Below are 23139 nucleotides of genomic sequence, written 5' to 3'. Positions count from 1 at the left end.
CTCCTTCAAATATTGCAGGTAATGATGAGCTCTTCAAATTGCTTTCGACTTGCGCCGTCAGCTGAGATTTGCGAAAACCGGCTTGCCGAGCGCGTTAGGAAATCCCAGCTTTCGTAAAGCGAGCGGACAGAGTGATGATTGGCATTGGTGGCCACGACCTTCGCCCCGCGCGCAGCCGCGCGCTTGAGCGCCCTCGCCAATCGCTCTTGATCAGCCCAGGAAAACAGGATTTCGTTATATTTTATAAAGCCATTGAGGTTATGCCGCACGGTGTATGGCGGATCCGCAAAAACAAGATCATCCTCACCGGCTTCATCAATGACTCTTTCGAAATCCCCCACCCGAAGATCGGCCGTGGCTAGCAAGGCGGCCATCGACTTGAAGTCGTCGGTGTCCATCAGGACGCTATCCTTACTGCCCCGCGGCACATTGAACTCGCCCTGGCGGTTGACACGGTAGATACCGTTAAAGCAGGTCCTGTTGAGATAGATCATCCTCGATGCCTGCTGCACCAAGGTTTTGGGCGCTCGTCCGCGGACGGCATAATAATAGCCATCGTCTGCATCGTGATAGCGCTGATGGTAGGCCAAGCTCTTCTTAAGACCAATCCAATGCTCTTTGATGGCCCTATACGCAGCGATCACTTCGGGGTTCACATCATTGAGCACTGCACGCTGCGGGCGCAGGTGGAAGTAGACGGCTCCGCCGCCCAGAAAGGGTTCGAAATACCGGTTGTAGGTAGCAGGAAATAAGCCTCCATGATGCCGGACAAACCAGCGCTTACCTCCAGCCCACTTCAGGAATGGACTGAGCGCTTCCGTGGCGCAATCTACTGGCTCCATGTTCCCCAATTCGCTCCCTATAGCCACGGATTCCAAGCCTGCCAGGCAAATCTAGCAGGAATTCATGTCTCGCAAAACGCCCGATCATTACTTCCGAGCAATTGCGTCGACCCAGAGGCTCAATGCGTCACCCAAGCCTTCCCCTACAGGCATGGCACGAAAGGTAGACCCCGTGGATTCCTAGGTCCATGCCCCACTGTAATCGGAATCGCCGCAAAACTGCACGTCCCAACACACTTCAGCCGCCGCTCTTCCTACTCGCGCACATCCTGGAGCAAACAGCAGAAAGACGGACTTCAACACCTTGCTTTGATACCTGCGCCCCCTACGTGCGCTTGAATGAATTTTTGAAACTAGCGATCGCCCACCCGCGGCTAAAATTCAACAGCTTGAATTAGAGCCGGGCACTCCAATGTTTCACTAAGGGCGCCGGGAACTCATTCCCACTCCATCATCAACAGATCCCCTAAGCCCGCGTAGTTAAAGGGATTAGTGGCGATTGACGCGCGGCACTACCGTCGCTTCTACCGTCATCCGACAAGTGCTTTGCCAGGCATGGAAGATGCGGACACATGTGAGGCAGCCGTGTTTGGTGGACCAATGTCAATCATCTCACAGCATACCGCAGACAATCTCGGCCGTCTCCCGTCTCCCGTCTCCCGTCTCCCGTCTCCCGCCTCCCGCCTCCCGCCTCCCCTAGACAACGCTTGGGGCAGCGTCCCTGCTCCTTACCGAACTCCCGTCATCGACGATGATGCGTTCCAACATGGCAATAGCGACGCCTTGGTAGCCACGCAGGCAACAAAGTTCTGGTTGCAACGCGGAAAGCGAGTCTACACCGACCTCCACCAAGCACCGCCGATCAGCGGACGGGCGTGCGACGAGCCAACACACCGCAACTCCATGCTCCGCAGGAACCAACTTTAGTCAGTGCTGCAACGCCATCAGTACACCGAGAACGTACGGCAGCGTGCATGACGCCAGGTATCGGCGCGCACCACGAAGCCATGCCCCACGAGGCTGCGACCACCCAGCTTACGAGCGAGGACGTTCAAGATGTAAAGTGCTCCTGACGCCCGAAATCGTCATTCTTTTAACACCCTTAATCAGACAATCCAAACAAGGAGGGATATATGAATTTCATCCATCAAAGTTTGATGCTACTGGAAGACGCTGGAATGTTTGTCGGATATCCAGACATTCACTGGCTAGAACAGAGCGGAATGCAGTTGTCTCATATTTCTGCTCTACAGGGAAATCGAATTAGCATCGAACAGAACCAGCACCTGAAGCTCCTAATGATCTTTTCCCTTCTTGATTTCCATGTTGATACCATGCACCCCGACATGGAAGGCAAGTCATATCGCCAGAAATATTTGGATCTGCCGGTCAACGGGGATTACGACCGAATGCTGCGTGAACTGTTCAGAGTGGCAAAGGTGATGCGGAATGCACTCGTCCACAATCCGTCATCCTTCACCATCGCCAACAATCAGGTAGCCATCAACTACACCCACGGAAAAACCAATTTCCGCTTGAACATGTCATTGAGATCCCTAGCCATGTTCCACACCTCCATCGTTATGTATATAAGGGCCGATATGGGCCGGGGAAACTACTTCCTCGGCATCATGCGCTCGATCTACTCGGACGTGCGTCTTGGCATCAAGAACTTCAATGATGATCTCGGCGATAAGCTGGAGGCACCGCCCCCCGGCCTTAAATTGAAGTGGCGTACTAGATATGTTCACTCCAACGCCCGGCACCAAATCAGCGATGGACGTATTCACATCCTTCCTCCCAAGAGAGAGCTACAGGAATGGGAAGGGTTGGATCTCCACATTGCGCTAAATGAAGATGATTTCCTGATCCCGCAAGAGGCACTAGACCAGGATCTGTCGATAAGTGAACTCGAAGTCATCAACAACTGGAAGCGAGAAGGCCACTTCCCAGCGTTAAAGCGCCCCTAAATTCGTCATACGAAAAGCGCGCCACCCAAAGGTCGGCGCGCTTTTCTTGGCTACCCCAACCTAAAGCTGATCCAACTCCGAGAGCCTATATGCCCTCCGCACTCGCTTCCGCACATTCTCAAAGCTCTCGAACGCGCTTCCTGGGCGGAGATGCAGCTGCACCTGCGCAAAGGCTGCAAGCGCGGCCGGACGTGAGGCACCCTTCAAGTGAATTAAATTCGCCAGAAGCTCTGGACTCGCGCACCCCTTCCGAACCACCCCACTTAGCGTCAAGAAAGTAATCGGGATTGAGGGCTCCTCACCTGCAGCCAGAGCTTTGGCGGCTAGTATCCGAGCAGGGAGACCGGCTACAAAGGCCAAGTCCGCTGCCAAGCGGACAGCGAAATGCCGCGCTGTCTCGCATGTCTTGATGGAACTCTCTGCAGTTCCGATCGCTCGCTCAAGATCGCATAGAGGCTTGCCTGACATCCACGCTCCAAGAAGTAGTTTGATTTTTGGGAGAGCCAGCTCGCCCTTCTTTTTGTCGTCTTTGAGCCGACGGTACTCACCTCCAAACAGCCCCTCGACATCATTCGGCCGAATCAACTGCAGCAGCCATTCGGGACTATTTTCGATCCAGTCGAAGAGCATCTCCATGCAGCCGAACGAAGTCTCAGGAAATTCTTCACGAGCTTCGAGGAATTCTGCCAAGCTCGCCACGATATCGTATGAGAGCCCAGAAGACGCTGCGACACGCTCTAGCCAAGTAAGGTCCTGCTTAGGAGATAGTTCAGCTCGCCGAGCCAATGCTGACGCAATCCGGCTTTCGATCCATTCAGCCTTTCCCGCCTGGCGCTTACGATATGCGCCAAAGCTCCGCTGAATCATTACCCTCGCCGGATCGTCTGAAGCCTCCTCGTAACCAACAGGCAGCCGAGAAAGTAGATACTCTTCATTTCCTTCGTGCACTCCGGAATGAATCCGATCCAGCAGTTCCGTTAATGGATCGTCAATCACTAGACACTGATCTGATTGGGAGAAAATTCCCTGAAGAGTCATCCAATGGCTCGTGATGTTGCTCTTCTTATCATCAATACTGATGATTTTGCTCGGCACAACAAGCACAAAGCCTTGGCTACCCTCACCAGCTCGCCCGGCCCTCCCGGCCGCGTTGAGTAATTCGTGAGCATCAAGCTGCTTCATTTTGTCGCCATCAACATCCCATCGACTGTCGCCGGCGATCAGCACGATATCGCTGGGAAGATTCATCCCTTGGGCAAGAGTAGAAGTAGCAAAGAGTGCGCTAATGCCATCCCGCCGCTTGAACAAAGATTCATGTAGGAGCCGCTCATTCTTTATCAGCTGTGCGTGGTGGCTGGCAGCACCTCCCACCACTTGCCCATCCGCGTCGAGCTTCAGGTAGCAATACTGCGGTCCACCCATCTCTTCCTCAACCAGCCTCCTCAACACATTCTCTGCATCAGTGAGCGAAACGCGGCGCTCAGGCAGCAACTCTCGAAAGTGCCGGACGGTGGACTCGGCAGCAACTGTACTCTGCACGAAGATCAGCGTTTTCAGCCCATCCTCCGCAGCCGCTGCGGCGATCGTCCCAGCAACCTTGTTGCCGTTTGGCGTTAGATACCATTCCTTCTTCCATTTATTAACCCCCGTCGCAAAACCGATAGGTTCGTCCAGCAGAGCCATCAGCGCATAGTCGCTACGCTTGCGCGTTTCCCATGTCTGTCGAAGACAGAAGAATGCAAGTGGCGCCGCGTTAAGCTCCGACTTCACCTTCGCCGGCACCCCAACAGTGGTGGCTACAGCCTGGTTGTCTTGAAGCAACTCGTTGAGCTCGGCAATTCGCTCTTCGCTGTAGGCCACGCATCCTCGGGCCTGCCGGGTTGGCTTCCATGCCAAATCAAGAGGCAGGCACGGGCGTCCAGTCAGGTCGGCAACCCAACCCGCGATCTCTGCTGCATTCTGCATCATCGCCGAAATCAGCAGAAGATCGGCATCCGGCGCCAGCTGAGTGAGATTTAGCAGACAAAGCATCGAGTCGATACTGCGGCGACTTCGATCTGCCTCCCTGGGGTGCAGAAGATGGCACTCGTCGAACATCACCAATCCGACGTCCTTGAACGCATCCGGCTGCAGCGATTGCAGCATGAGACATCGTTCGGGCGTAGTGACGATGATCTCTGGCAGCTCGATCACTGCAGAGAAATCAACCTCCTCATCAAGATCGCCAATGACACTGTGGTCACCAAATGCTCGCTGAAGTGTGGAGGCTATCTGATCGACGAGCGCCAAGGTCGGCGCAAGGACCACGGCCTTCCCACCATCGAGAAGAGACGTGGCGATTTTGAGCTCAGCGAGCGTGGATTTCCCCCCGCCGGTCGGAAAGCTGACTGCGGCAGACACGCCCTTTGTGAGATACCCTTGGTCGAGCGCAGCGCGGTGATTTGGCCAAAGATACGGACGCTTGCTAGCGGCTCGCCGAACAACCCCCCACCATTGATCCTCGTCGAGCCCATGGGGTGCTGGCACTCTGCAGAGGCTAGCAGCACCGAGATCACCTGAAAGAGCGAACAGCAATTTAGCTACATGAAGTGGACCTGGGAAGACACTGATTGCGCTCGCCCCGCCAGCATCAAAGATGCCATCAACAGGCGCTATGCACAGATCAATAACCTCGGTAAAGATCTTTCGAGCCCTGGAAACCACTCCAGGTTTGGCCCCATTCGCGGGTCGGCTGAGCAATCCCCGTGCGAGCTCGACCACTCCTACATGTAGCCGCCGCAGCAAAGCGTCCACAGCTAGACCCATCCCACTCTGATCGGATGGACGTTCATAGCGCGGCCCGTCAGCTCCTCCAATGATCGATTCGAGTCGGCCCGCCGCCAGATCACCGATAGCCCTGATCAACTGCGCCTCGGCTGAACGATTTTCTCCAACAACGGTTAGACGTCTTGCCAGTTCGGCAGCGTCGCTTTGCGAGTCAGCGATCAAGAACAGCAGGGTGCTACAGATCTCTGGCGATACGCGAACAGCGTCGATGAAGGGCGCCCGTTTCTCACTGCTCTCAGAAACAACCTCGGCCATCAAGCACAGCTGGTGCGCGGTTCCGGCAACGAACGCCGCTGCAGTACGGTCAGAACGCTCTGGCGCGGTAGCAACAAGCAGTTCTTGAGTGGCTGCCAGCCGACGCATCTGATCCAGCAGCGCGATCAGAACTTCACTCCGATCCTCCACATCGCGAAGCCCCCGGAGCCGAACGCGAGCGGCAACGATCTCTGCAAATGCGTTGGTGAAGCGGCGGGGTAACTCCTCTAGATCAAGAGAGCTGAGCGGTGGAGCCGCTTTTATTAGGCTAATTGTTGCGGGGTCAAACATCGTCTCTCCAGGCCTCGATCTTCTTGACAGTCTTGGCAGCGAACTTATCCATCCACTTTCGAAGATCTGGGATAGACATCGTTTCAGCCTGTCGGCGCTTACGCGCCCCGGGCGCCACTTCATCGAACCCCTTGAAGAGAGCTTTCCGCTCGGTATCATCGTCACAAGCGCCGTCAACGGTGACGGCGACCCGGTAGTGCCGCGCCTGCTCCCATAGGATGGTCTCTACCGCGTCATCAATATCCAGGTTTGGAAAACGCAGCTGATGCGCTTCCAATATTGCTCCGGTTTCCTGAATGAGTTCAGGCATACGCTCGCCTCGCTCCAATGCCCGAAAGCCATTCCATACATCACCAGAAACCTTACTTCTTGGATTTTTCGTAGCCTTGTCCTCGAAGATGACGACTGCGACGACATTCTCTTCATTCGTATCGAGTCGCAGCTGCATGCCATCGAAACCCTTGTGCGCAAGGATTCCATGAGGAATACGGACTACAGCTCCAGCTTCATTTCGGTGAGCGGCGATCCAGGAAATTGCTTGAAAGATCCAGCCATCACGATGGTAGGGCTTACTCCCCTTTTCCACGGTTAGAAGCTTGATCGCATCTTTCGCCGTATCTACGCGGGTAGCAGGCTTCTTCTTATCTATCTTGGCGAGAATCGCTACCACGTGACGCGACCGCCCGAGTGCGATGTGCGCAACCTTACTTGCAAGATCATCTTCATCAGAAATTACCCATCGGGAACCGTGGCAGAGCTTCCCGTGCGTCACTGGCGTGAGCGTCAATGGCATCCTTGCTTATCCTCTTTTCGCCTAGCTGCATCAAAACCTTTGAAGCGTCTGTGAACTTTCAATGGCTAAGAATTATTATGCTAAAGATACAGGAAGTTCGCGGGCTGCGCGCTGAATGACCAGGTGCCACCGCGCAGCCTCAACGGCAATTTCGTTGAGCTGCCGGTTCTCGAAGGCCGACAAAATGTCCCGATCGATGGTGCTCTTTCGCATCGCCTTGGCGCTATCGGCCATCTGGGCGCCGGCGAGCCGCTTTCCGGTCATCTCGCCGAATGTTTCGTCGGTGGTTAGGCGACGCTTCTCGCGCTGCTTCTCCAGCGCAGGGGACTTCCCCTGAGCGACAGCCTTTTTTGCGTCGATCAGTTTTTCACGGGCAAGGGCCAGCGAAATACTGGCAGGTCCGTAGCGGCCAATCGTGATGGTTTCGCGGCGCCCGTTGAGACGGTAGTCGTAGCGGAAGGTGACGGTACCGGTAGGCGATACCGTCACGTACATACCATCGCGGTCTGAAGCCTTATAAATCTTTGCTTAGGCTTAGGATTGCGCAGTGCTGAGTCGGTCAGCATCGAGGTCTTTCTCCTGTCTCATGACGGCTTTTACCGTCAGAGGCCAGGAGACCTCCTGATGCCGGGAAAGTCGCATAAATCAAGCTTTTCCGAGGAGACCTTTATCACCAAAGACGGGTTTGGTCTGGATAGTGAATGAGACGACCTTAATCCGGCCCTCCGTTCTTAATGCCAACCACTCCTACTGGCCGACGATATTCACCGATAGCTGCCGCGACGTAATTTATTTAAGATCAACACGTTACGTCATATTTTCGATAGCTAGCGATAGCCCCCAAAGGACCTCAACTCACTCCCACTCAATAGTCGCCGGCGGCTTCCCCGAGATGTCATAGACCACCCGCGACACCCCCCGCAACTCATTGATGATCCGGTTGCTCACCGTACCCAGGAACTCATACGGCAGGTGCGCCCAATGCGCCGTCATGAAATCAATCGTCTCCACGGCCCGCAGCGCAATCACCCACTCATAAGCCCGCGCATCGCCCACCACGCCCACCGACTTCACCGGCAGGAACACGGCAAACGCCTGGCTGGTCTTGTCGTACAGGTCCGCCTTGCGCAGCTCATCAATGAAGATGGCATCGGCCTTGGCCAGCAGCTCAGCGTACTCGCGCTTCACTTCGCCCAGGATACGCACGCCCAGGCCCGGGCCCGGGAACGGATGGCGGTAGACCATGGTGCGCGGCAGGCCCAGCTCAACGCCCAGGCGGCGCACTTCGTCCTTGAACAGCTCGCGCAGCGGCTCCACCAGGCCCAGCTTCATGTGCTCCGGCAGACCGCCCACGTTGTGGTGGCTCTTGATCACATGCGCCTTGCCGGTCTTGCTGCCGGCCGACTCGATCACGTCCGGGTAGATGGTGCCCTGCGCCAGCCACTTGGCGTTCTTCAGCTTGCTCGACTCTTCGTCGAAGATCTCAACGAACAGGTTGCCGATGATCTTGCGCTTGGCTTCCGGGTCGCTCACGCCTTCCAGTGCGGCGAAGTAACGGTCAGCGGCGTTCACGCGCACCACCTTCACGCCCATGTGCTCGGCGAACATCGCCATCACTTGGTCGCCTTCCTGCCAGCGCAGCAGGCCGGTATCCACGAACACGCAGGTCAGCTTCTCGCCGATGGCCTTGTGCAGCAGCGCGGCCACCACGGACGAATCGACGCCGCCGGACAGGCCCAGGATCACTTCGTCATCGCCCACCTGTTCGCGCACGCGGGCGATCTGGTCTTCGATGATGTTGGCGGCGGTCCACAGGGTCTGGCAGCCGCACACGTCCACCACGAAGCGGCGCAGCAGCGCCTGGCCCTGCAGGGTGTGGGTCACTTCCGGGTGGAACTGCACGCCGTACCAGCGCTTCTCTTCGTTGGCCATGGCGGCCACCGGAATGCGGTCGGTGGTGGCGGTGATGGTGAAGCCCGGCGGTGCAACGGAGACGTGGTCGCCGTGGCTCATCCAGACATTCAGCTTCGGCTCGCCGCCGTGGTCGCTCAGGCCCTTGAACAGTGCATCGGGGTTGATCACGTTCACTTCGGCGTGGCCGAACTCGCGCTGGTCAGCGGCTTCGGTGGCACCGCCCAGCTGCGCGGCCAGGGTCTGCATGCCGTAGCAGATGCCGAAGATCGGCAGGCCGCTGTCGAACACTTCCTGCGGCGCGGCCGGCGCACCCGGCAGCGTGGTCGATTCCGGGCCACCGGACAGGATGATGCCCTTGGCGCCGAAGCCGGCGATCTCGGCCGGGTTGTGGTCCCACGCCCAGATTTCGCAGTAGACGCCCAGCTCGCGGATGCGGCGGGCGATCAGCTGCGTGTACTGCGCGCCGAAATCGAGGATCAGGATCTTGTCGTTATGGATATTGGTCATGGCGCCCTGGCAATGCAGTAGGGAAAACGAAATCAGATTTACGGCGGCAGATGGAGAAAGAGGAACGGGAAGTGCTTCCCCGTTCCTCTTTGCTCGGCCCGCATCAGGCGCGGTAGTTCGGCGGCTCTTTGGTGATCGTCACGTCGTGGACGTGGCTCTCACGCTGGCCGGCGCCGCTGATCTTCACGAACTTGGGCTTGCTGCGCATGTCTTCGATGGTGGCGCAGCCCACGTAGCCCATGGTGGCGCGCAGGCCGCCCATCAGCTGGTGGATGATGCCGCCCACCGGGCCGCGGTACGGCACGCGGCCTTCGATGCCTTCCGGCACCAGCTTGTCGGCAGTGGCCGCGTCCTGGAAGTAACGGTCCTTCGACCCCTTCTCCATGGCAGCCAGCGAACCCATGCCGCGGTAGCTCTTGTACGAACGGCCCTGGTACAGCTCGGTCTCGCCCGGCGATTCCTCGGTACCGGCCAGCAGGCCGCCGATCATGATGGTCGAGGCACCGGCGGCCAGCGCCTTGCCGATGTCGCCCGAGTAGCGGATGCCACCGTCGGCGATCAGCGGGATGCGGTCCTGCAGCGCTTCGGCCACCAGATCAATGGCGGTGACCTGCGGCACGCCGACGCCGGCGACGACGCGGGTGGTGCAGATCGAGCCCGGGCCGATGCCGACCTTGACCGCGTCCGCGCCGCTGTCCAGCAGCGCCAGTGCGGCTTCGCCGGTGCAGATGTTGCCACCGATGACCTGCACGTTCGGGAAGTTCTTCTTGACCCAGCTGACGCGGTCCAGCACGCCCTGCGAGTGGCCGTGCGCGGTATCCACCACGATCACGTCCACGCCGGCGGCGACCAGCGCTTCCACGCGGCGATCGGTATCGCCACCCACGCCGACGGCAGCGCCGACCAGCAGGCGGGTCGACAGATCCTTGGCAGCGTTGGGGAAGTCGGTGTTCTTCTGGATGTCCTTGACGGTGATCAGGCCACGCAGTTCGAACGAGTCATTGACCACCAGCACCTTCTCGATGCGGTTGCGGTGCAGCAGCTGCAGCACTTCGTCAGACGCGGCGCCTTCCTTGACCGTGATCAGGCGATCCTTCTTGGTCATGATGTGGCGGACCGGATCGTCCAGCTCGGTCTCGAAGCGCATGTCGCGGTGGGTCACGATGCCGGCCAGCAGGCCGTCGCTGCCCACCACCGGCACGCCGGAGATGTTGTGCGCCTGGGTCAGGGCCAGCACGTCGCGGATGGTGGTTTCCGGGCCGACGGTGATCGGGTCGCGGATGACACCGGCCTCGAACTTCTTGACCTTGGCCACTTCCGCGGCCTGCTGTTCCAGGCTGAGATTCTTGTGGATGATGCCCATGCCGCCGAGCTGGGCCATGGCGATGGCCAGGCGGGCTTCGGTGACGGTATCCATGGCTGCGGACAGGATCGGAAGCTTCAGCTTCAGGTCTCGGGTCAACCGCGTTTCGAGGTTGACGTCCTTGGGCAGGATGGTCGAGTGGGCGGGGACGAGCGAGACGTCGTCGTAAGTGAGTGCTTCAGCCTGGATGCGCAGCATCGGCATACCCGAGATGTGGGGAAGCGCGACATTTTACCCTGTTTTCGCGTCGCGTGGCAGGGGGTAGATGCGACGCAGTGTCGCGCCGGCGGTGATTGGTTCAGGGGGCCATCCGGGCCGGCGGCATACTGCCTTTGGTAGGTGCCAACCTGGTTGGCACCTACCAGGAGCGAGTCATCGGCCTGCCTTTGGTGGGTGCGGACCGTTGGTCCGCACTACCCTTCAGACACCTGTGTCTCCTGCATTGTGCCGACCAACGGTCGGCACCCACCTTAAGAGGATCACTCGGGCAGCTCTGGAGCGCCTTTGGTAGGTGCCAACTTTGGTTGGCACAAACAGCCAGAGGCCTTCACCCCACCTGGGGTCCAGGTGCCGGACGGATCGTGCCAACCAAGGTTGGCACCTACCAGGAGCGGGTCATCGGCCTGCCTTTGGTGGGTGCGGACCGTTGGTCTGCACTACCCTTCAGACACCTGTGCCCCTGCATTGCGCCGACCACGGTCGGCACCACCTTAAGAGGATCAATCGGGCCGCCCTGGAGCGCCTTTGGTAGGTGCCAACCTTGGTTGGCACGATCCGTCCGGCACCGGCACCCCAGATGGGCCGATGGCTCCGATGGATGTGTGCCAACCAAGGTTGGCACCTACCAGGAGCGGATCATGCAGGGCATCCAAGCCACCCGGCATTTGCCTTGGGTGGGTGCCAACCTTGGTTGGCACGATCCGTCCGGCCCCGGCACCCCAGATGGGCCGATGGCCCTGATGGATGTGTGCCAACCAAGGTTGGCACCTACCAGGAGCGGGTCATCGGCCTGCCCGGCATTGTGCCGACCAACGGTCGGCACCCACCAACAGCAGATCTCCCCAATCGCAGGTCAGCTCAGCGCTTCCGCCGCTTCCAGGGTGTTCTGCATCAACGTAGCCACGGTCATCGGGCCCACGCCACCCGGCACCGGGGTGATCCAGCTCGCCCGCTGGGCGGCGGCCTCAAACCCGACGTCGCCCACCAGGCGGCCGTCATCCAACCGGTTGATACCCACGTCGATCACCACCGCGCCCGGCTTCACCCACTCGCCCGGCACGATGCCCGGGCGACCGACCGCCACCACCAGGATGTCGGCGTTGCGCACGGCTTGTTCCAGCACGTCCTTGGGGGTGAACTTGTGGCAGCTGGTCACGGTGCAGCCGGCAATCAGCAGCTCCAGGCCCATCGGGCGGCCGACATGGTTGCTCACGCCCACGATGGTGGCGTTGCGGCCGCGCACCGGCTGGTCGGTGTGGCCCAGCAGCGTGGTGATGCCGCGCGGGGTGCACGGGCGCAGGCCGAACTCGCGCAGGGCCAGGTGGCCGACGTTTTCCGGGTGGAAGCCGTCCACGTCCTTGCGCGGGTCGATGCGCTGGATCAGCCGGCGCGCGTCGGGGATGCCCGGCAGCGGCAGCTGGATCAGGATGCCGTTGATCTTCGGGTCGGCGTTGAGCTGGTCGATCAGGTCGAGCAGCTCGGCTTCGGTGGTACCGGCCGGCAGGTCGTAGTCATGCGCTTCGATGCCGACCTTCTCGGCGGCACGGCGCTTGTTGCGCACGTACACGGTCGAGGCCGGGTCGCCACCGACCAGCACCACGGCCAGGCCCGGGCGGCTGCCACCGGCGGCCACGCGGGCGTCGACGCGCACCTTCAGGCTGTCGAGCAGGTCCTCGGCGATGCGGCGGCCATCAAGGATGCGGGCAGGATGCGGGGCGGCGGAATCAGTCATCGGGGGCAGGCGTGGGGCGGCGGGGACACTATTGTCCCTGATTCAGGCCCCCTCGCCCACCGCAGGATGGGGTCCTGACGGGGTCGGATCCCTTTGCCACAGGCAAAGGGCTCTGACCCCAGCACGACGTAGCGGGTCAGAGCCCTTTCCGCTGGAAAGGGATCCGACCCGCAAACGTTATTCTTCCTCTTCCGGCACGTCCTGCGGGTTCAACGTCTTGCTTGCCCGCTTCGGCGCGGTGAACGGCGTCGGCGTCGGCACGCCCTGGCCTGAATTGCCGAACACCATCTTGGCGCCGGCATTCAAGCCACCACCGGCAATCTCCAGCTCGAAACGCTCGGCATCGCGGCGCCGGATCTGCTCGGCAATCTCCACCGCGTCGTCTTCATCCGCACCCAGTTCCACCAGCGCGGCCTGGCCGAACAACACCGCCGATTCAAACGTCTCGCGGATCTGGAAATCGACACCGGCATGGATCAGCCGCAGCGAATGCTCGCGGTCGAACGAGCGCACCATCAGCTTGGCCTGCGGGAACTCGTGCGACACCAGTTCGACGATGCGGTCGGCGGCCTCGGCCTTGTCCACGCACACCGCAATCGCACGCGCGGTGGCCGCGCCCGAGGCATGAAGCACGTCCAGTCGCGTACCGTCGCCGTAGTAGATCTTGAAACCGAAGCGCGCGGCGCTCTGGATCATCTCCACGTCGTTGTCGATGATGGTCACGTCCACGTCGCGCGCCAGCAGCGACTGGCTGGCGACCTGGCCGAAGCGGCCGAAGCCGATCAGCAGCACGCTGCCGGACAGGCCCTCGGCCTCGTCCACGCCGTCCATGTTCACCGTCGGCTTCGGCGCGATGCGCTTGTAGACCAGCACCACCAGCGGGGTCAACGCCATCGACAACACCACCACCGCGGTGAAGTTGGCATTGATCTCCAGGTTGATCACACCGGCCGATGCCGCGGCAGAGAACAGCACGAAGGCGAACTCGCCGCCCTGCGCCATCAGCACGCCCCGGTCCAGCGCCTGCGCGTGGTCGCTGCCCATGATGCGCGCGACCACGTAGATGCACAGCGCCTTGGCCACCATCAGCGCCAGCACCAGGCCGAGGATCAGCTGCCAGTTGCCAGCCACCACGCCCAGATCCAGCGCCATGCCCACGCTGAGGAAGAACAGGCCCAGCAGGATGCCGCGGAACGGTTCGATGTCCGCCTCGATCTGGTGGCGGAAGGTCGACTCGCTCAGAAGCACGCCCGCGAGGAACGCGCCCATCGCCATCGACAGGCCGGACAGCTGCATCAGCAGCGCCGCGCCCAGCACCACCAGCAGCGCGGCGGCGGTCATCACCTCGCGCGCCTTCGATTCGGCCAGCACGCGGAACAGCGGATTGAGCAGGAAGCGGCCGACCAGCACCAGGCCGACGATGGCGCCCACGCCGATCGCCACCGACAGCCAGCGCGAGCCCTCGCCGTCGGCACTGCCCGCGCTCGGGCCCATCCACGCCACCAGCGCCAGCAGCGGCACGATCAGCAGGTCTTCGAACAGCAGGATCGAAACGATCTTCTGCCCCGACGGCAGCGCGATGTCGCCGCGCTCGGCCAGCAACTGCATCACCACTGCGGTGGAGGTCAGCACAAAGCCGGTGGCACCGATGAAGGCCACCTGCCACGGCAGGCCGAACAGCTTGGCGATGCTGGTCAGCACCAGCGCACAGGTGACGATCTGCAGCGTGCCCAGCCCAAAGATCTCCTTGCGCAGGCTCCACAGGTGCGAGGGCCGCATTTCCAGGCCGATCACGAACAGGAACATCACCACGCCGAGTTCGGCGGTATGCAGGATGGCCTGCGGGTCGGAGAACCAGCCCAGCCCGAACGGCCCGATCGCCAGGCCGGCGGCGAAGTAGCCCAGCACCGAGCCCAGGCCGGCCCGACGGAACAAAGGCACCATCACCACCGCCGCGCCCAACAGGGCGACGACCTTGACCAGCTCGCTGGTCGCTGCTTCTACCGCCATGCGGTGTTTTCCCCAAGATCCAGAATCGGGTTCAACAATAGAGCAATGCCGATGACGGCAATAGCACGCATGTTGCGCCGGATTGTCTTGGAGATGGAACGATACCGGAAGTGACCCCCAGCATCATCCCGAAACCATGCATCCGCGTCGGTGGGTGCCAACCTTGGTTGGCACAACCACAACCTGTAGAGCCGAGCCCACGCTCGGCTGCTCTTCGTGCCGAGGCCAGAAGCAGCCGAGCATGGGCTCGGCTCTACAGTAGATCCACGCCATGCGTGGATGAATCCCCGGCCAGGTTCCCCGCCGTGGATCCACGCCATGCGTGGATGACGCCCGGCCGGGTTCACCCACCCCGGCAGAACGCGGCGTAATCGATATATCCCGGGAACGGCACGCCCGGCGCGCACACCGGGCACTGCGGGTCCGGCCGGATGCCGGTCTCACGAAATCGCATGCCCAGCGCGTCGAAGCGCAGCAGGCGGCCGACCAGCGGCTCACCGATACCCAGCAGCAGCTTCAGCACCTCGGTGGCCTGCAGCACGCCCGCCAGGCCGGGCAGCACGCCCAGCACACCGGCCTCGGAACAGTTCGGCGCGAACTCCGGCGGCGGTGGCTCCGGGAACAGGCAGCGGTAGCACGGCGCCACGCCGCGCTGGCGGCCAGCGTCAAACACGCTTACCTGGCCGTCAAAGCGCTCGATGGCGGCATACACCAGCGGCGTGGCGTGCTTGATGCAGGCGTCGTTGAGCAGGTAGCGCAGCGGGAAGTTGTCCGACCCATCCAGCACCACGTCCACGCCCTCCAGCAGCGCATCCACGTTCTCGGAAGTGACCCACTCAGGCACCGCCTCGACGTCGATCGACGGGTTCAGCGCCAGCAGCCGCTCGCGCGCCGAATCGACCTTGAGCTGGCCGACGCTGGCTTCGGTATGCACGATCTGGCGGTGCAGGTTGCTGCGCTCCACCCGATCATGGTCGGCGAAGCGCAGGTGCCCTACCCCGGCGGCGGCCAGGTAGAAGCCCGCCGGCGCGCCCAGCCCACCCGCGCCCAGCACCAGCACGCGTGATTGCTGCAGCCGGCGCTGGCCGGCCTCGCCCACCTGTGGCAGCAGCAGGTGGCGCGAATAGCGATCGTAGAAGTCGCGGTCGGCGGCGCTGGCCAGCGGCTGCACCAGCGGCAGCGACTGCTCGCGCCAGGCCACGGTGCCGCCGGTCACGGAAGCGACGTGGGTGTAGCCGGTCTCCCGCAGGAACTGCGCGGCATCGGCCGAGCGCTTGCCACTCTGGCAGATCAACAGGATTTCCTGGTCGTGCTTTGGCAGATGCGCGGCCGGGTCGGCCTGCAGCTCGCCCTTGGCCACGCCGCGCGCGCCCTCGGCCATGCCGCCGGCCCGTTCGTGCGCCTCGCGCACATCGATCAGCACCGCGCCATGGGCCAGGCGCTCGCGCGCCTGCGCGGGGGAAAGATCTTGGATGCTCATGGCCGCATTATCGCGCACGTGGCGGCAGGCCGCCTTGACCAGCATCTGTAGAGCCGAGCCTATGCTCGGCTCTACGGGTCCACCGCAGGCCTGCGGTAGCGCCCGCCCTGCACCCGGGGTCAGATCCCTTTTCCGGAGGAAATGGGATCTGACCCCATTCTCCGCAACGAAAAAGGCGGCCCTGCGGCCGCCTTCTCGTGAATCACTTGCCCTTGACGTGCTTCATCAAGCGCCGCTTGGCCTTGACCTGCCGCTCGGTGAGGACGTTCTTCTTGCCCTCGTACGGGTTGGTACCCTCGCGGAAGATGAAGCTCACCGGCGTGCCGATCAGCTTGAAGCGCTTGCGGAAGAAGTTCTCCAGGTAGCGCTTGTACGACTCCTGCAGTTCCTTCAGGCGGGTGCCGTGCACGATGAAGGTCGGCGGGTTGGAACCGGCCGGATGCACGTAACGCAGCTTGGAGACGTGGCCGCGGATGGTCGGCGGCGGATTGGTCTCGTAGGCCACTTCCAGCGCCTTGTTCACTTCGCTGGTGGTGAACGTCTTGTTCGCCGATTCGTGCGCGCGGTGCACCGCGCGGAACAGCTCACGCAGGCCGGAACCATGCTTGGCCGATATGCGCACGGACTCGGCCCACGGCACGAAGCCCAGCTTCAGCGACAGCATGGTTTCGGCCTGCTCGCGCTGGTACTCGGTCAGGCCATCCCACTTGTTGATGGCGATCACCAGCGCGCGGCCGGCATCGAGCACGGCACCGAGCACGGTGGCGTCCTGGTCGGTCACGCCTTCGGTGGCGTCGAGCATCAGCACGGCCACCTGGCACTGCTCGATCGACTGCATGGTCTTGACCACCGAGAACTTCTCGACGACCTCGTCCACGCGCGACCGACGGCGCAGGCCGGCGGTATCGATCAGGCGGTACTCGCGGCCATCACGCTCCAGGTCCACCGCGATCGAGTCGCGGGTGGTGCCCGGCACGTCGGAGGCGATCATGCGCTCCTCGCCGAGGATGCGGTTGACCAGGGTCGACTTGCCCACGTTCGGGCGACCGACGAAGGCGATGCGGATGCGGTTCGGATCGTTGTCCAGCTCTTCGCCGCTGCCTTCTTCCGGCAGGCGCTGGATCACTTCGTCCAGCAGGTCGTCCAGGCCCTGGCGATGCGCGGCCGACACGGTCAGCATCTCGCCGAAGCCGTAACGGGCGAACTCCGAACGCACGGTGTCCTCGTCGGTGCCGTCGATCTTGTTGATCAGCAGCAGCGTCGGGCGCGACAGCTTGCGCAGCCAGGCCAGGATCTCGTCGTCCATCGCCGAGGTACCCTCACGGGCGTCGACCACGAACAGGATCAGGTCGGCTTCCGCCGCAGCGGCGCGGGCCTGGCGGGTGGTAGCCCCTGCCAGACCCTCTTCCTCTTCCGCGATACCGCCGGTGTCGACGACGAGGAAATGATTGTCCTCGTCCAGCCGGCAGACACCGTAGTTGCGGTCGCGGGTGACGCCCGGCTGGTCATGGACCAGCGCGTCACGGGTGCGGGTAAGCGCATTGAAAATAGTCGACTTGCCGACATTCGGCCGTCCAACCAGGGCGACCAAAGGCAGCATCGCGATTACTCCAATTTTTAATTTGCCAACCGGAAGGCGGTCAGCTTGCCATCAACGTTCTGCACCAGCAGCACCCCGTCTGCGACGACCGGCTGGGCCAGCAGGGCGTCGCCGCCACTTTTTGCCCGTGCCGCCATCGCACCATCGGACGCCTGCAACCAGTGCACGTATCCCTTGTAGTCGCCGACCACCACGTAGTCGCCGTGCAGCGCCGGGCCGGTCAGCGAACGACGGGCCAGCGCGGTCTGCGACCACATGGCCGCGCCGCTGGCCTTGTCCAGGCCGAACACGCCGCCCTTGTTGTCGGTGACGAACACATTGCCCGACGACACCGCCACGCCACCGGCACCGCCATGGTCGCGCGCCCACAGCGGGCGACCGGTCGGGCCTTCGATGGCCATGGTCTGGTTCTTGAAGCTGCTCACGTAGAGGGTGTTGCCCTCCAGCACCGGCGCGCCGTCGACGTCGGCCATGCGCTCCAGCTCGGTGCGGCCTTCGCCGTTGCCGAGGTTCTGTTCCCACAGCGTGCGGCCATCCTGCTGGGCCAGGGCCGCAACCGCGCCCTCGTCCTTGCCGATGAACAGCACGCCCGGGCCGGTCACCACCGGCGCGTTGCCGCGCACGGTCAGCGCCGGCAGCTCGCTCGGGTTGAACCACTTCTGGGTGCCGTTGCCGGCATCGAAGCCGGTAACGCGGCCGTCGTTGCTGCGCACGTAGACCATGCCCTGGGCAACGGCCGGCGCGGCGATGACTTCACCCGGAACACGGGCGCGCCACTTCTCACTGCCGTCGTTGATGTCCAGCGCGATGACCTGGCCATCCAGCGTGCCGATCACGACCAGGTTCTCACCGACACCCGGGCCGCCGGACAGGCGCAGCTTGGCCTTCTTCTTTTCCTTCTTCGGCTCCCAGGTCCAGACCTTCTTGCCGGTCTGCAGGTCGATGGCGTGCACGCCACCGGTGATCGCCGCAGCGAACACGTGGCCGTTGGCCACTGCCGGGCCCTGGCGCACGCCGATGCGGCGCTCGCCCTTGCCGAGGTTGACCGACCAGGCCTTGCTGACCTTCAGGGTCGGCTCGAACTTGACCAGCTCAGCCGGTTCCTGTGCCTTCTTCGCGGCCGCGTCCTTGCCGGCGAACCAGCCCTTCATGGTGCTGCAGCCGGTCAGGGCCATGCCCATCAGGAGCACGGTGGCGACGCGGGTGATCATGACCTTCTGACTCATCAAACCGACTCCGCAGGGGCGGCGACGGTGCCGCCGGCGTCCATAACCTTGGTTTCCAGCAGGCGCCGCTGCGGCGCTGCCACGTCCAGCGTCTTCAGCGCCTTCTCGTACTGTGCACGGGCGTCATCGCGCTTGCCCTGCGCCATCAGCGCATCGCCATGGATTTCCAGGCTGCTGCTGTCGGTGGCGCTGCCCAGCAGCTTGATGGCCTCGTCGCTCTTGCCGGTGGCCACCAGCAGGCGGGCCACACGCTGGTCGACCACGCGCTGCAGGTCACCTTCGACCTTCACATTGCGCAGGGTTGCCAGTGCCTCTTCATTCTTGCCGGCGTCGACCTGGGCCTTGGCCAGCTGCAGCGCCGCGAGGTCGCCGTAGATGCTGGACGGGCCGGCTTCGAGCGCCTTGACCGCCTTGGCGGCGTCGTCAAGCTTGTTCTGCTGCAGGCCCTGCAGGGCCTTCTGGTACTCGACATTGGCCGAGGCCAGCTTGCCGCCCTGATCCTTCTGGTACCACTGCCAGCCGGCAATGGCACCGATGGCGATGACTACGCCACCGAGGATGCTGGCGCCATTCTTCCGCAGCCAGCTGCGGACGCGTTCACTTTGTTCGTGCTCGTCGAGCAGATCGTCGATCGCCATGCGTACTCTCGCCCCGCCCGTCGGGAGGGACCATTGGGATTATCGAAGGTGGTGAAACCGCGCCTCAGTGCGAAACCGGGACAACGGAGCCTTCAGAGGATACCTGAAAGCGTGCCACGTTGGCTCGCTGGTAGGGGGTCAGATCGACGATAGCGCCGTTCTGCTGAACCTGGACCGCCGAGGCGTTGCCCAGGGTCACCCGGGTCACCTGGCCCGGCGTGAAGCTGCGGGTCTCGCCGGACCTGATCAGCGCCTTCTCGACGGTGCTGCCGTCCGGGCCGCCGATGTCGACCCAGCTGTCGCCGCTGAACTGCATTTCCAGCGCGTTGCCGGCAGCCGCCGGAGCCGGCGCCGGGCGCGGCACCGGGGCCAGCGAGGCCACGTACGGGGTGGCCGCCGGCTTGCTGGCCGGGGCGGTGGCCGCTTCGGCCGGCGCGACAGCCTCGGCACCGGCCGTGGACGGGGTGACCGGCACGGCGGCCGGGATCACATCCAGCGAGGCGGTGCTCGGCGACGGGGTCGCGCTGCCGTCGAAGTGGCCACGGGTGGCGAACCACACCGGCACCGCCAGCACCGCGGTGATGCCGACATACAGCACGCGCCGGCCGAGGTTCTCGGCGATGCGGCGCGCACGCGGGGTATGGGTATGGCTGACCAAGGTGGGCGGAACCACCGGGCCGACCTGGGCCTGTTCCAGCAGCTGGCCGACATCCACGTCGAGCAGGCGCGCATAGCTGCGCAGCTGGCCACGCACGAACACCGGCGCCCCCAGCTTCTGCCATTGTTCCTCTTCCAGCGACTTGACCACCTGGACCGGCATGCGCAGGCGCGAGCCGACATCTTCGAGGGTCAGTCCGGCCGCTTCGCGGGCCTGGCGCAGGCGGGTGCCGCAGCCGGCCGCAGTCTCGAGAGCGCTCACAGTCTGGTCATCAATCACAATGCATCAACCCTGGAGTTAGGAGCCCGCGTCCTGCGGAAATTCCTGTCGAATCCGCTGCAGATAACGATCAGATGCCGCCCGATCGCCCAGCTTCACTTCGATTTGAGACGCAAGTTGTAACACGGAACGCGTTGCGGGTGCAGCCGCAATCCTACGTTCGGCGAAGGCCCGGGCCTCCATGTAGCGGCCCTGGCGGTAGCTCAGCTGGGCCATGGACTCCAGCGCGACCGGGTTGGCCGGGGCCGCCACGAGCGCCGCACGCAGGTCGCGTTCGGCACGTTCAAGCTGGCCCGCATCCAGTGCGCAGCTGCCGGCATTGGCCTGGGCTTCGCCCGGGGTGGCATAGCCCGGCGCCTGCAACGCGCGGTCGAACCAGACCAGCGATTCGGCCGGCTGGCCCTGCTGGCACAGCCAGGCACCGTAGTTGTTGAGCACGTCGCCGCGCTGCGGCGCCAGTTCGGCGGCCTTGCGGAAGTTCTCACCGGCCTGGCGGGTGCGGCCACGACGGTCATCGATGCCGGCCTGGAGCACCAGCGCATCGGGCGCCTCGGGCGCCAGCTTCAGTGCTTCGCGCACCTTGCGCTCGGCGGCATCGAGATTGCCGACCTGCATGTCGCGGGTCGCCAGCGTCAACAGGTCGCGCCAGCGCACTTCGCGCCGCACGCTTTCCGGGTCACCCACCGAATAGACCGGCGCCTGGCTCGGGCCGAGCTTGGCCTTGGGATGGGATTTGCAGCCGCCGACCGCAACGGCCAGCACGCCTGCGAGAAGCGCCAGCCAGAGGCGGTCAGGCCGCGGCATCGCTCCCCTTCCCCGCCTGCAGCGTCTTGTTGAACTCCGCCTGGCGGCGGGTGCGGTCCATCACCTGGCCCTTGAGCTGGCCACAGGCGGCGTCGATGTCGTCGCCACGGGTGCGGCGGACCATGGTCAGCACGTTGCTGTCGAGCAGGATCTTCTGGAAGGCGCGGATGTGCGCTTCTTCCGAACGCTCGTAGCGGGTGCCCGGGAACGGATTGAAGGGAATCAGGTTGACCTTGCCCGAATCCTTGGCCTGCACCGCGTTGTCGAACTGGCGCATCAGGCGGGCCAATTCGCGGGCATGCTCGGGCTTGTCGTTGATGCCCTTCATCAGGGTGTATTCGAAGGTGACCGATTCGCGGCGCTTGTTGGCGCGCAGGTAGCGTGCGCACGAGGCCATCAGCTCGGCGATCGGGTACTTCTTGTTGAGCGGCACAAGGGTCTCGCGCAGCGCATCGTTCGGCGCATGCAGCGACACTGCCAGCGACACGTCGCTCTCGGCGGACAAGCGGTCGATCTGCGGCACCAGGCCGGAGGTCGACAGGGTCACGCGCTTGTTGGCCAGGCCGTAGCCCAGATCGTCGCGCATCACGCTCATGGCGCGCACGACGTTGTCGAAATTCATCAGCGGCTCGCCCATGCCCATCATCACCACATTGGTGAGGCGGCGCATCTGGTGCGGCACGTTGCCCAGGTGGCGCGCGGCAACCCACACCTGGCCGATGATCTCGGCAGTGGTCAGGTTGCGGTTGAAGCCCTGGGTGGCGGTGGAGCAGAACGTGCAGTTCAGGCCGCAACCGACCTGCGAGGACACGCACAGCGTGCCGCGGGTCTTGTCCGGGATGTACACGGTCTCGATGGCGTTCTTGCCATCCACGCCCATCGCCAGCAGCCACTTGTGGGTGCCGTCGGCGGAGGGCTTGTCGAACACGATGTTCGGAACCAGCACCTCGGCATGGGCCTGCAGCTTGGCGCGCAGGACCTTGCCGAGGTCGGTCATTTCATCGAAATCGGTGACGTAGCGATGGTGGATCCACTTCATCACCTGATGGGCACGGAACTTCTTCTCGCCGAGAACCTCGACGAAGAACTTCTCCAGGCCCGCGCGATCGAGGTCGAGCAGGTTCTGCTTGCCAGCCGTGGGTGCCGACTTCGGCAGCGGCTGGATGGCGGGGGACTGTACGACCTCGTTCACGGCATTACTCTCAGCGCGAAACGACTTCGGTGGCGGCGAAGAAGTAGGCGATTTCAATCGCGGCATTCTCGACCGAGTCCGAGCCGTGGGCGGCGTTGGCATCGATGGATTCGGCGAAGTCGGCGCGGATGGTGCCCGGCGCGGCTTCCTTCGGGTTGGTGGCGCCCAGCAGGTCACGGTGGGCCAGGACGGCGTTCTCGCCTTCCAGGGCCTGGATCATCACCGGGCCGGAGATCATGAACTCGACCAGCGCGTTGAAGAACGGACGCTCGCGGTGCACGGCGTAGAAGCCTTCGGCTTCACGGCGCGACAGCTGCTTGTACTTGGCGGCCACGACCTTCAGGCCGGCCTTCTCGAAGCGGGCGTAGATTTCGCCGATGACGTTCTTGGCAACGGCGTCCGGCTTGATGATCGAAAGGGTGCGCTCCAGCGCCATGGGATGTCTCCAATGGAATCGGGCCGCTGATGGCCCGAAGGGTAACATGAAAAAAACCCGCGTCGGGACGCGGGCTTAGCCTGATAAACGTAGGCGAATTGTAA

At 62.7% G+C, this 23139-nt stretch carries 16 protein-coding genes and 1 pseudogene; 1 reads left to right on the top strand and 16 read right to left on the bottom strand.

Translation table 11 applies throughout. The annotated features are described in order from the left end of the window. Positions 1-5: 5 nt before the first annotated feature. Positions 6-842, bottom strand: a complete 837-nt coding sequence (locus AC5P98_RS05635) for a DNA adenine methylase (protein WP_049404106.1) — start codon at positions 840-842, stop codon at positions 6-8. Between the two features lie 1133 nt (positions 843-1975). On the opposite strand from AC5P98_RS05635, the gene AC5P98_RS05630 reads away from it, so the two are divergent. After that, on the top strand, positions 1976-2812 hold the full coding sequence (locus tag AC5P98_RS05630) for a hypothetical protein (protein ID WP_049404098.1): 837 nt from the start codon (positions 1976-1978) through the stop codon (positions 2810-2812). Positions 2813-2872: 60 nt separating this feature from the next. Here AC5P98_RS05630 and AC5P98_RS05625 read toward each other — a convergent pair whose 3' ends face one another. The 15 genes and pseudogenes from AC5P98_RS05625 to ndk form a co-directional block, all read right to left on the bottom strand. Further along, positions 2873-6184, bottom strand: a complete 3312-nt coding sequence (locus AC5P98_RS05625; protein WP_049404096.1) for a DEAD/DEAH box helicase — start codon at positions 6182-6184, stop codon at positions 2873-2875. Next, complete coding sequence (locus AC5P98_RS05620) at positions 6177-6977, bottom strand: hypothetical protein (RefSeq protein WP_049404094.1); 801 nt, start codon at positions 6975-6977, stop codon at positions 6177-6179. The genes AC5P98_RS05625 and AC5P98_RS05620 overlap by 8 nt, the downstream gene beginning before the upstream one ends. Before the next feature lie 129 nt (positions 6978-7106). Then, positions 7107-7543, bottom strand: a pseudogene (locus AC5P98_RS05615) (Arm DNA-binding domain-containing protein); the annotation flags it as partial. A gap of 289 nt (positions 7544-7832) precedes the next feature. Continuing rightward, complete coding sequence (guaA, locus tag AC5P98_RS05610; RefSeq protein WP_049419260.1) at positions 7833-9398, bottom strand: glutamine-hydrolyzing GMP synthase; 1566 nt, start codon at positions 9396-9398, stop codon at positions 7833-7835. 103 nt (positions 9399-9501) lie between these two features. After that, positions 9502-10959, bottom strand: a complete 1458-nt coding sequence (gene guaB, locus AC5P98_RS05605) for an IMP dehydrogenase (RefSeq protein WP_049404104.1) — start codon at positions 10957-10959, stop codon at positions 9502-9504. 874 nt (positions 10960-11833) lie between these two features. After that, on the bottom strand, positions 11834-12712 hold the full coding sequence (gene folD / locus AC5P98_RS05600; RefSeq protein WP_005416247.1) for a bifunctional methylenetetrahydrofolate dehydrogenase/methenyltetrahydrofolate cyclohydrolase FolD: 879 nt from the start codon (positions 12710-12712) through the stop codon (positions 11834-11836). 177 nt (positions 12713-12889) lie between these two features. Continuing rightward, positions 12890-14722: a monovalent cation:proton antiporter-2 (CPA2) family protein gene (locus tag AC5P98_RS05595; protein ID WP_046430199.1), complete on the bottom strand. Its 1833-nt coding sequence runs from the start codon at positions 14720-14722 to the stop codon at positions 12890-12892. Between the two features lie 343 nt (positions 14723-15065). Next, a complete protein-coding gene (gene moeB / locus AC5P98_RS05590) occupies positions 15066-16202 on the bottom strand; it encodes a molybdopterin-synthase adenylyltransferase MoeB (RefSeq protein ID WP_049404583.1) in 1137 nt (378 codons plus the stop codon). 202 nt (positions 16203-16404) lie between these two features. Continuing rightward, complete coding sequence (gene der / locus AC5P98_RS05585) at positions 16405-17802, bottom strand: ribosome biogenesis GTPase Der (RefSeq protein ID WP_014646861.1); 1398 nt, start codon at positions 17800-17802, stop codon at positions 16405-16407. A gap of 17 nt (positions 17803-17819) precedes the next feature. Continuing rightward, positions 17820-19028: an outer membrane protein assembly factor BamB gene (gene bamB, locus AC5P98_RS05580; RefSeq protein WP_014036904.1), complete on the bottom strand. Its 1209-nt coding sequence runs from the start codon at positions 19026-19028 to the stop codon at positions 17820-17822. Further along, complete coding sequence (locus tag AC5P98_RS05575) at positions 19028-19666, bottom strand: YfgM family protein (RefSeq protein WP_032960761.1); 639 nt, start codon at positions 19664-19666, stop codon at positions 19028-19030. The genes bamB and AC5P98_RS05575 overlap by 1 nt, the downstream gene beginning before the upstream one ends. 64 nt (positions 19667-19730) lie before the next feature. Continuing rightward, positions 19731-20603 carry a RodZ domain-containing protein gene (locus tag AC5P98_RS05570; protein ID WP_032960759.1) on the bottom strand — a complete coding sequence of 291 codons (873 nt, stop codon included), beginning with the start codon at positions 20601-20603 and terminating at the stop codon, positions 19731-19733. An 18-nt stretch (positions 20604-20621) separates the two neighbouring features. Further along, positions 20622-21407: a type IV pilus biogenesis/stability protein PilW gene (gene pilW, locus AC5P98_RS05565; protein WP_041863329.1), complete on the bottom strand. Its 786-nt coding sequence runs from the start codon at positions 21405-21407 to the stop codon at positions 20622-20624. Next, the gene (rlmN, locus tag AC5P98_RS05560) at positions 21394-22599 is read right to left on the bottom strand and encodes a dual-specificity RNA methyltransferase RlmN (protein WP_005409296.1); all 1206 of its coding nucleotides are present in this window, start codon (positions 22597-22599) and stop codon (positions 21394-21396) included. Before rlmN ends, pilW begins: the two co-directional genes overlap by 14 nt. Positions 22600-22609: 10 nt before the next feature. Next, on the bottom strand, positions 22610-23035 hold the full coding sequence (gene ndk, locus AC5P98_RS05555; protein WP_005409295.1) for a nucleoside-diphosphate kinase: 426 nt from the start codon (positions 23033-23035) through the stop codon (positions 22610-22612). Positions 23036-23139: the final 104 nt, after the last annotated feature.

The organism is Stenotrophomonas sp. YJH_SMC_135 (assembly GCF_059372355.1).
The sequence above is the reverse complement of the archived record's forward strand: the minus strand, read 5'-3'. Positions and strand labels throughout refer to the sequence as shown.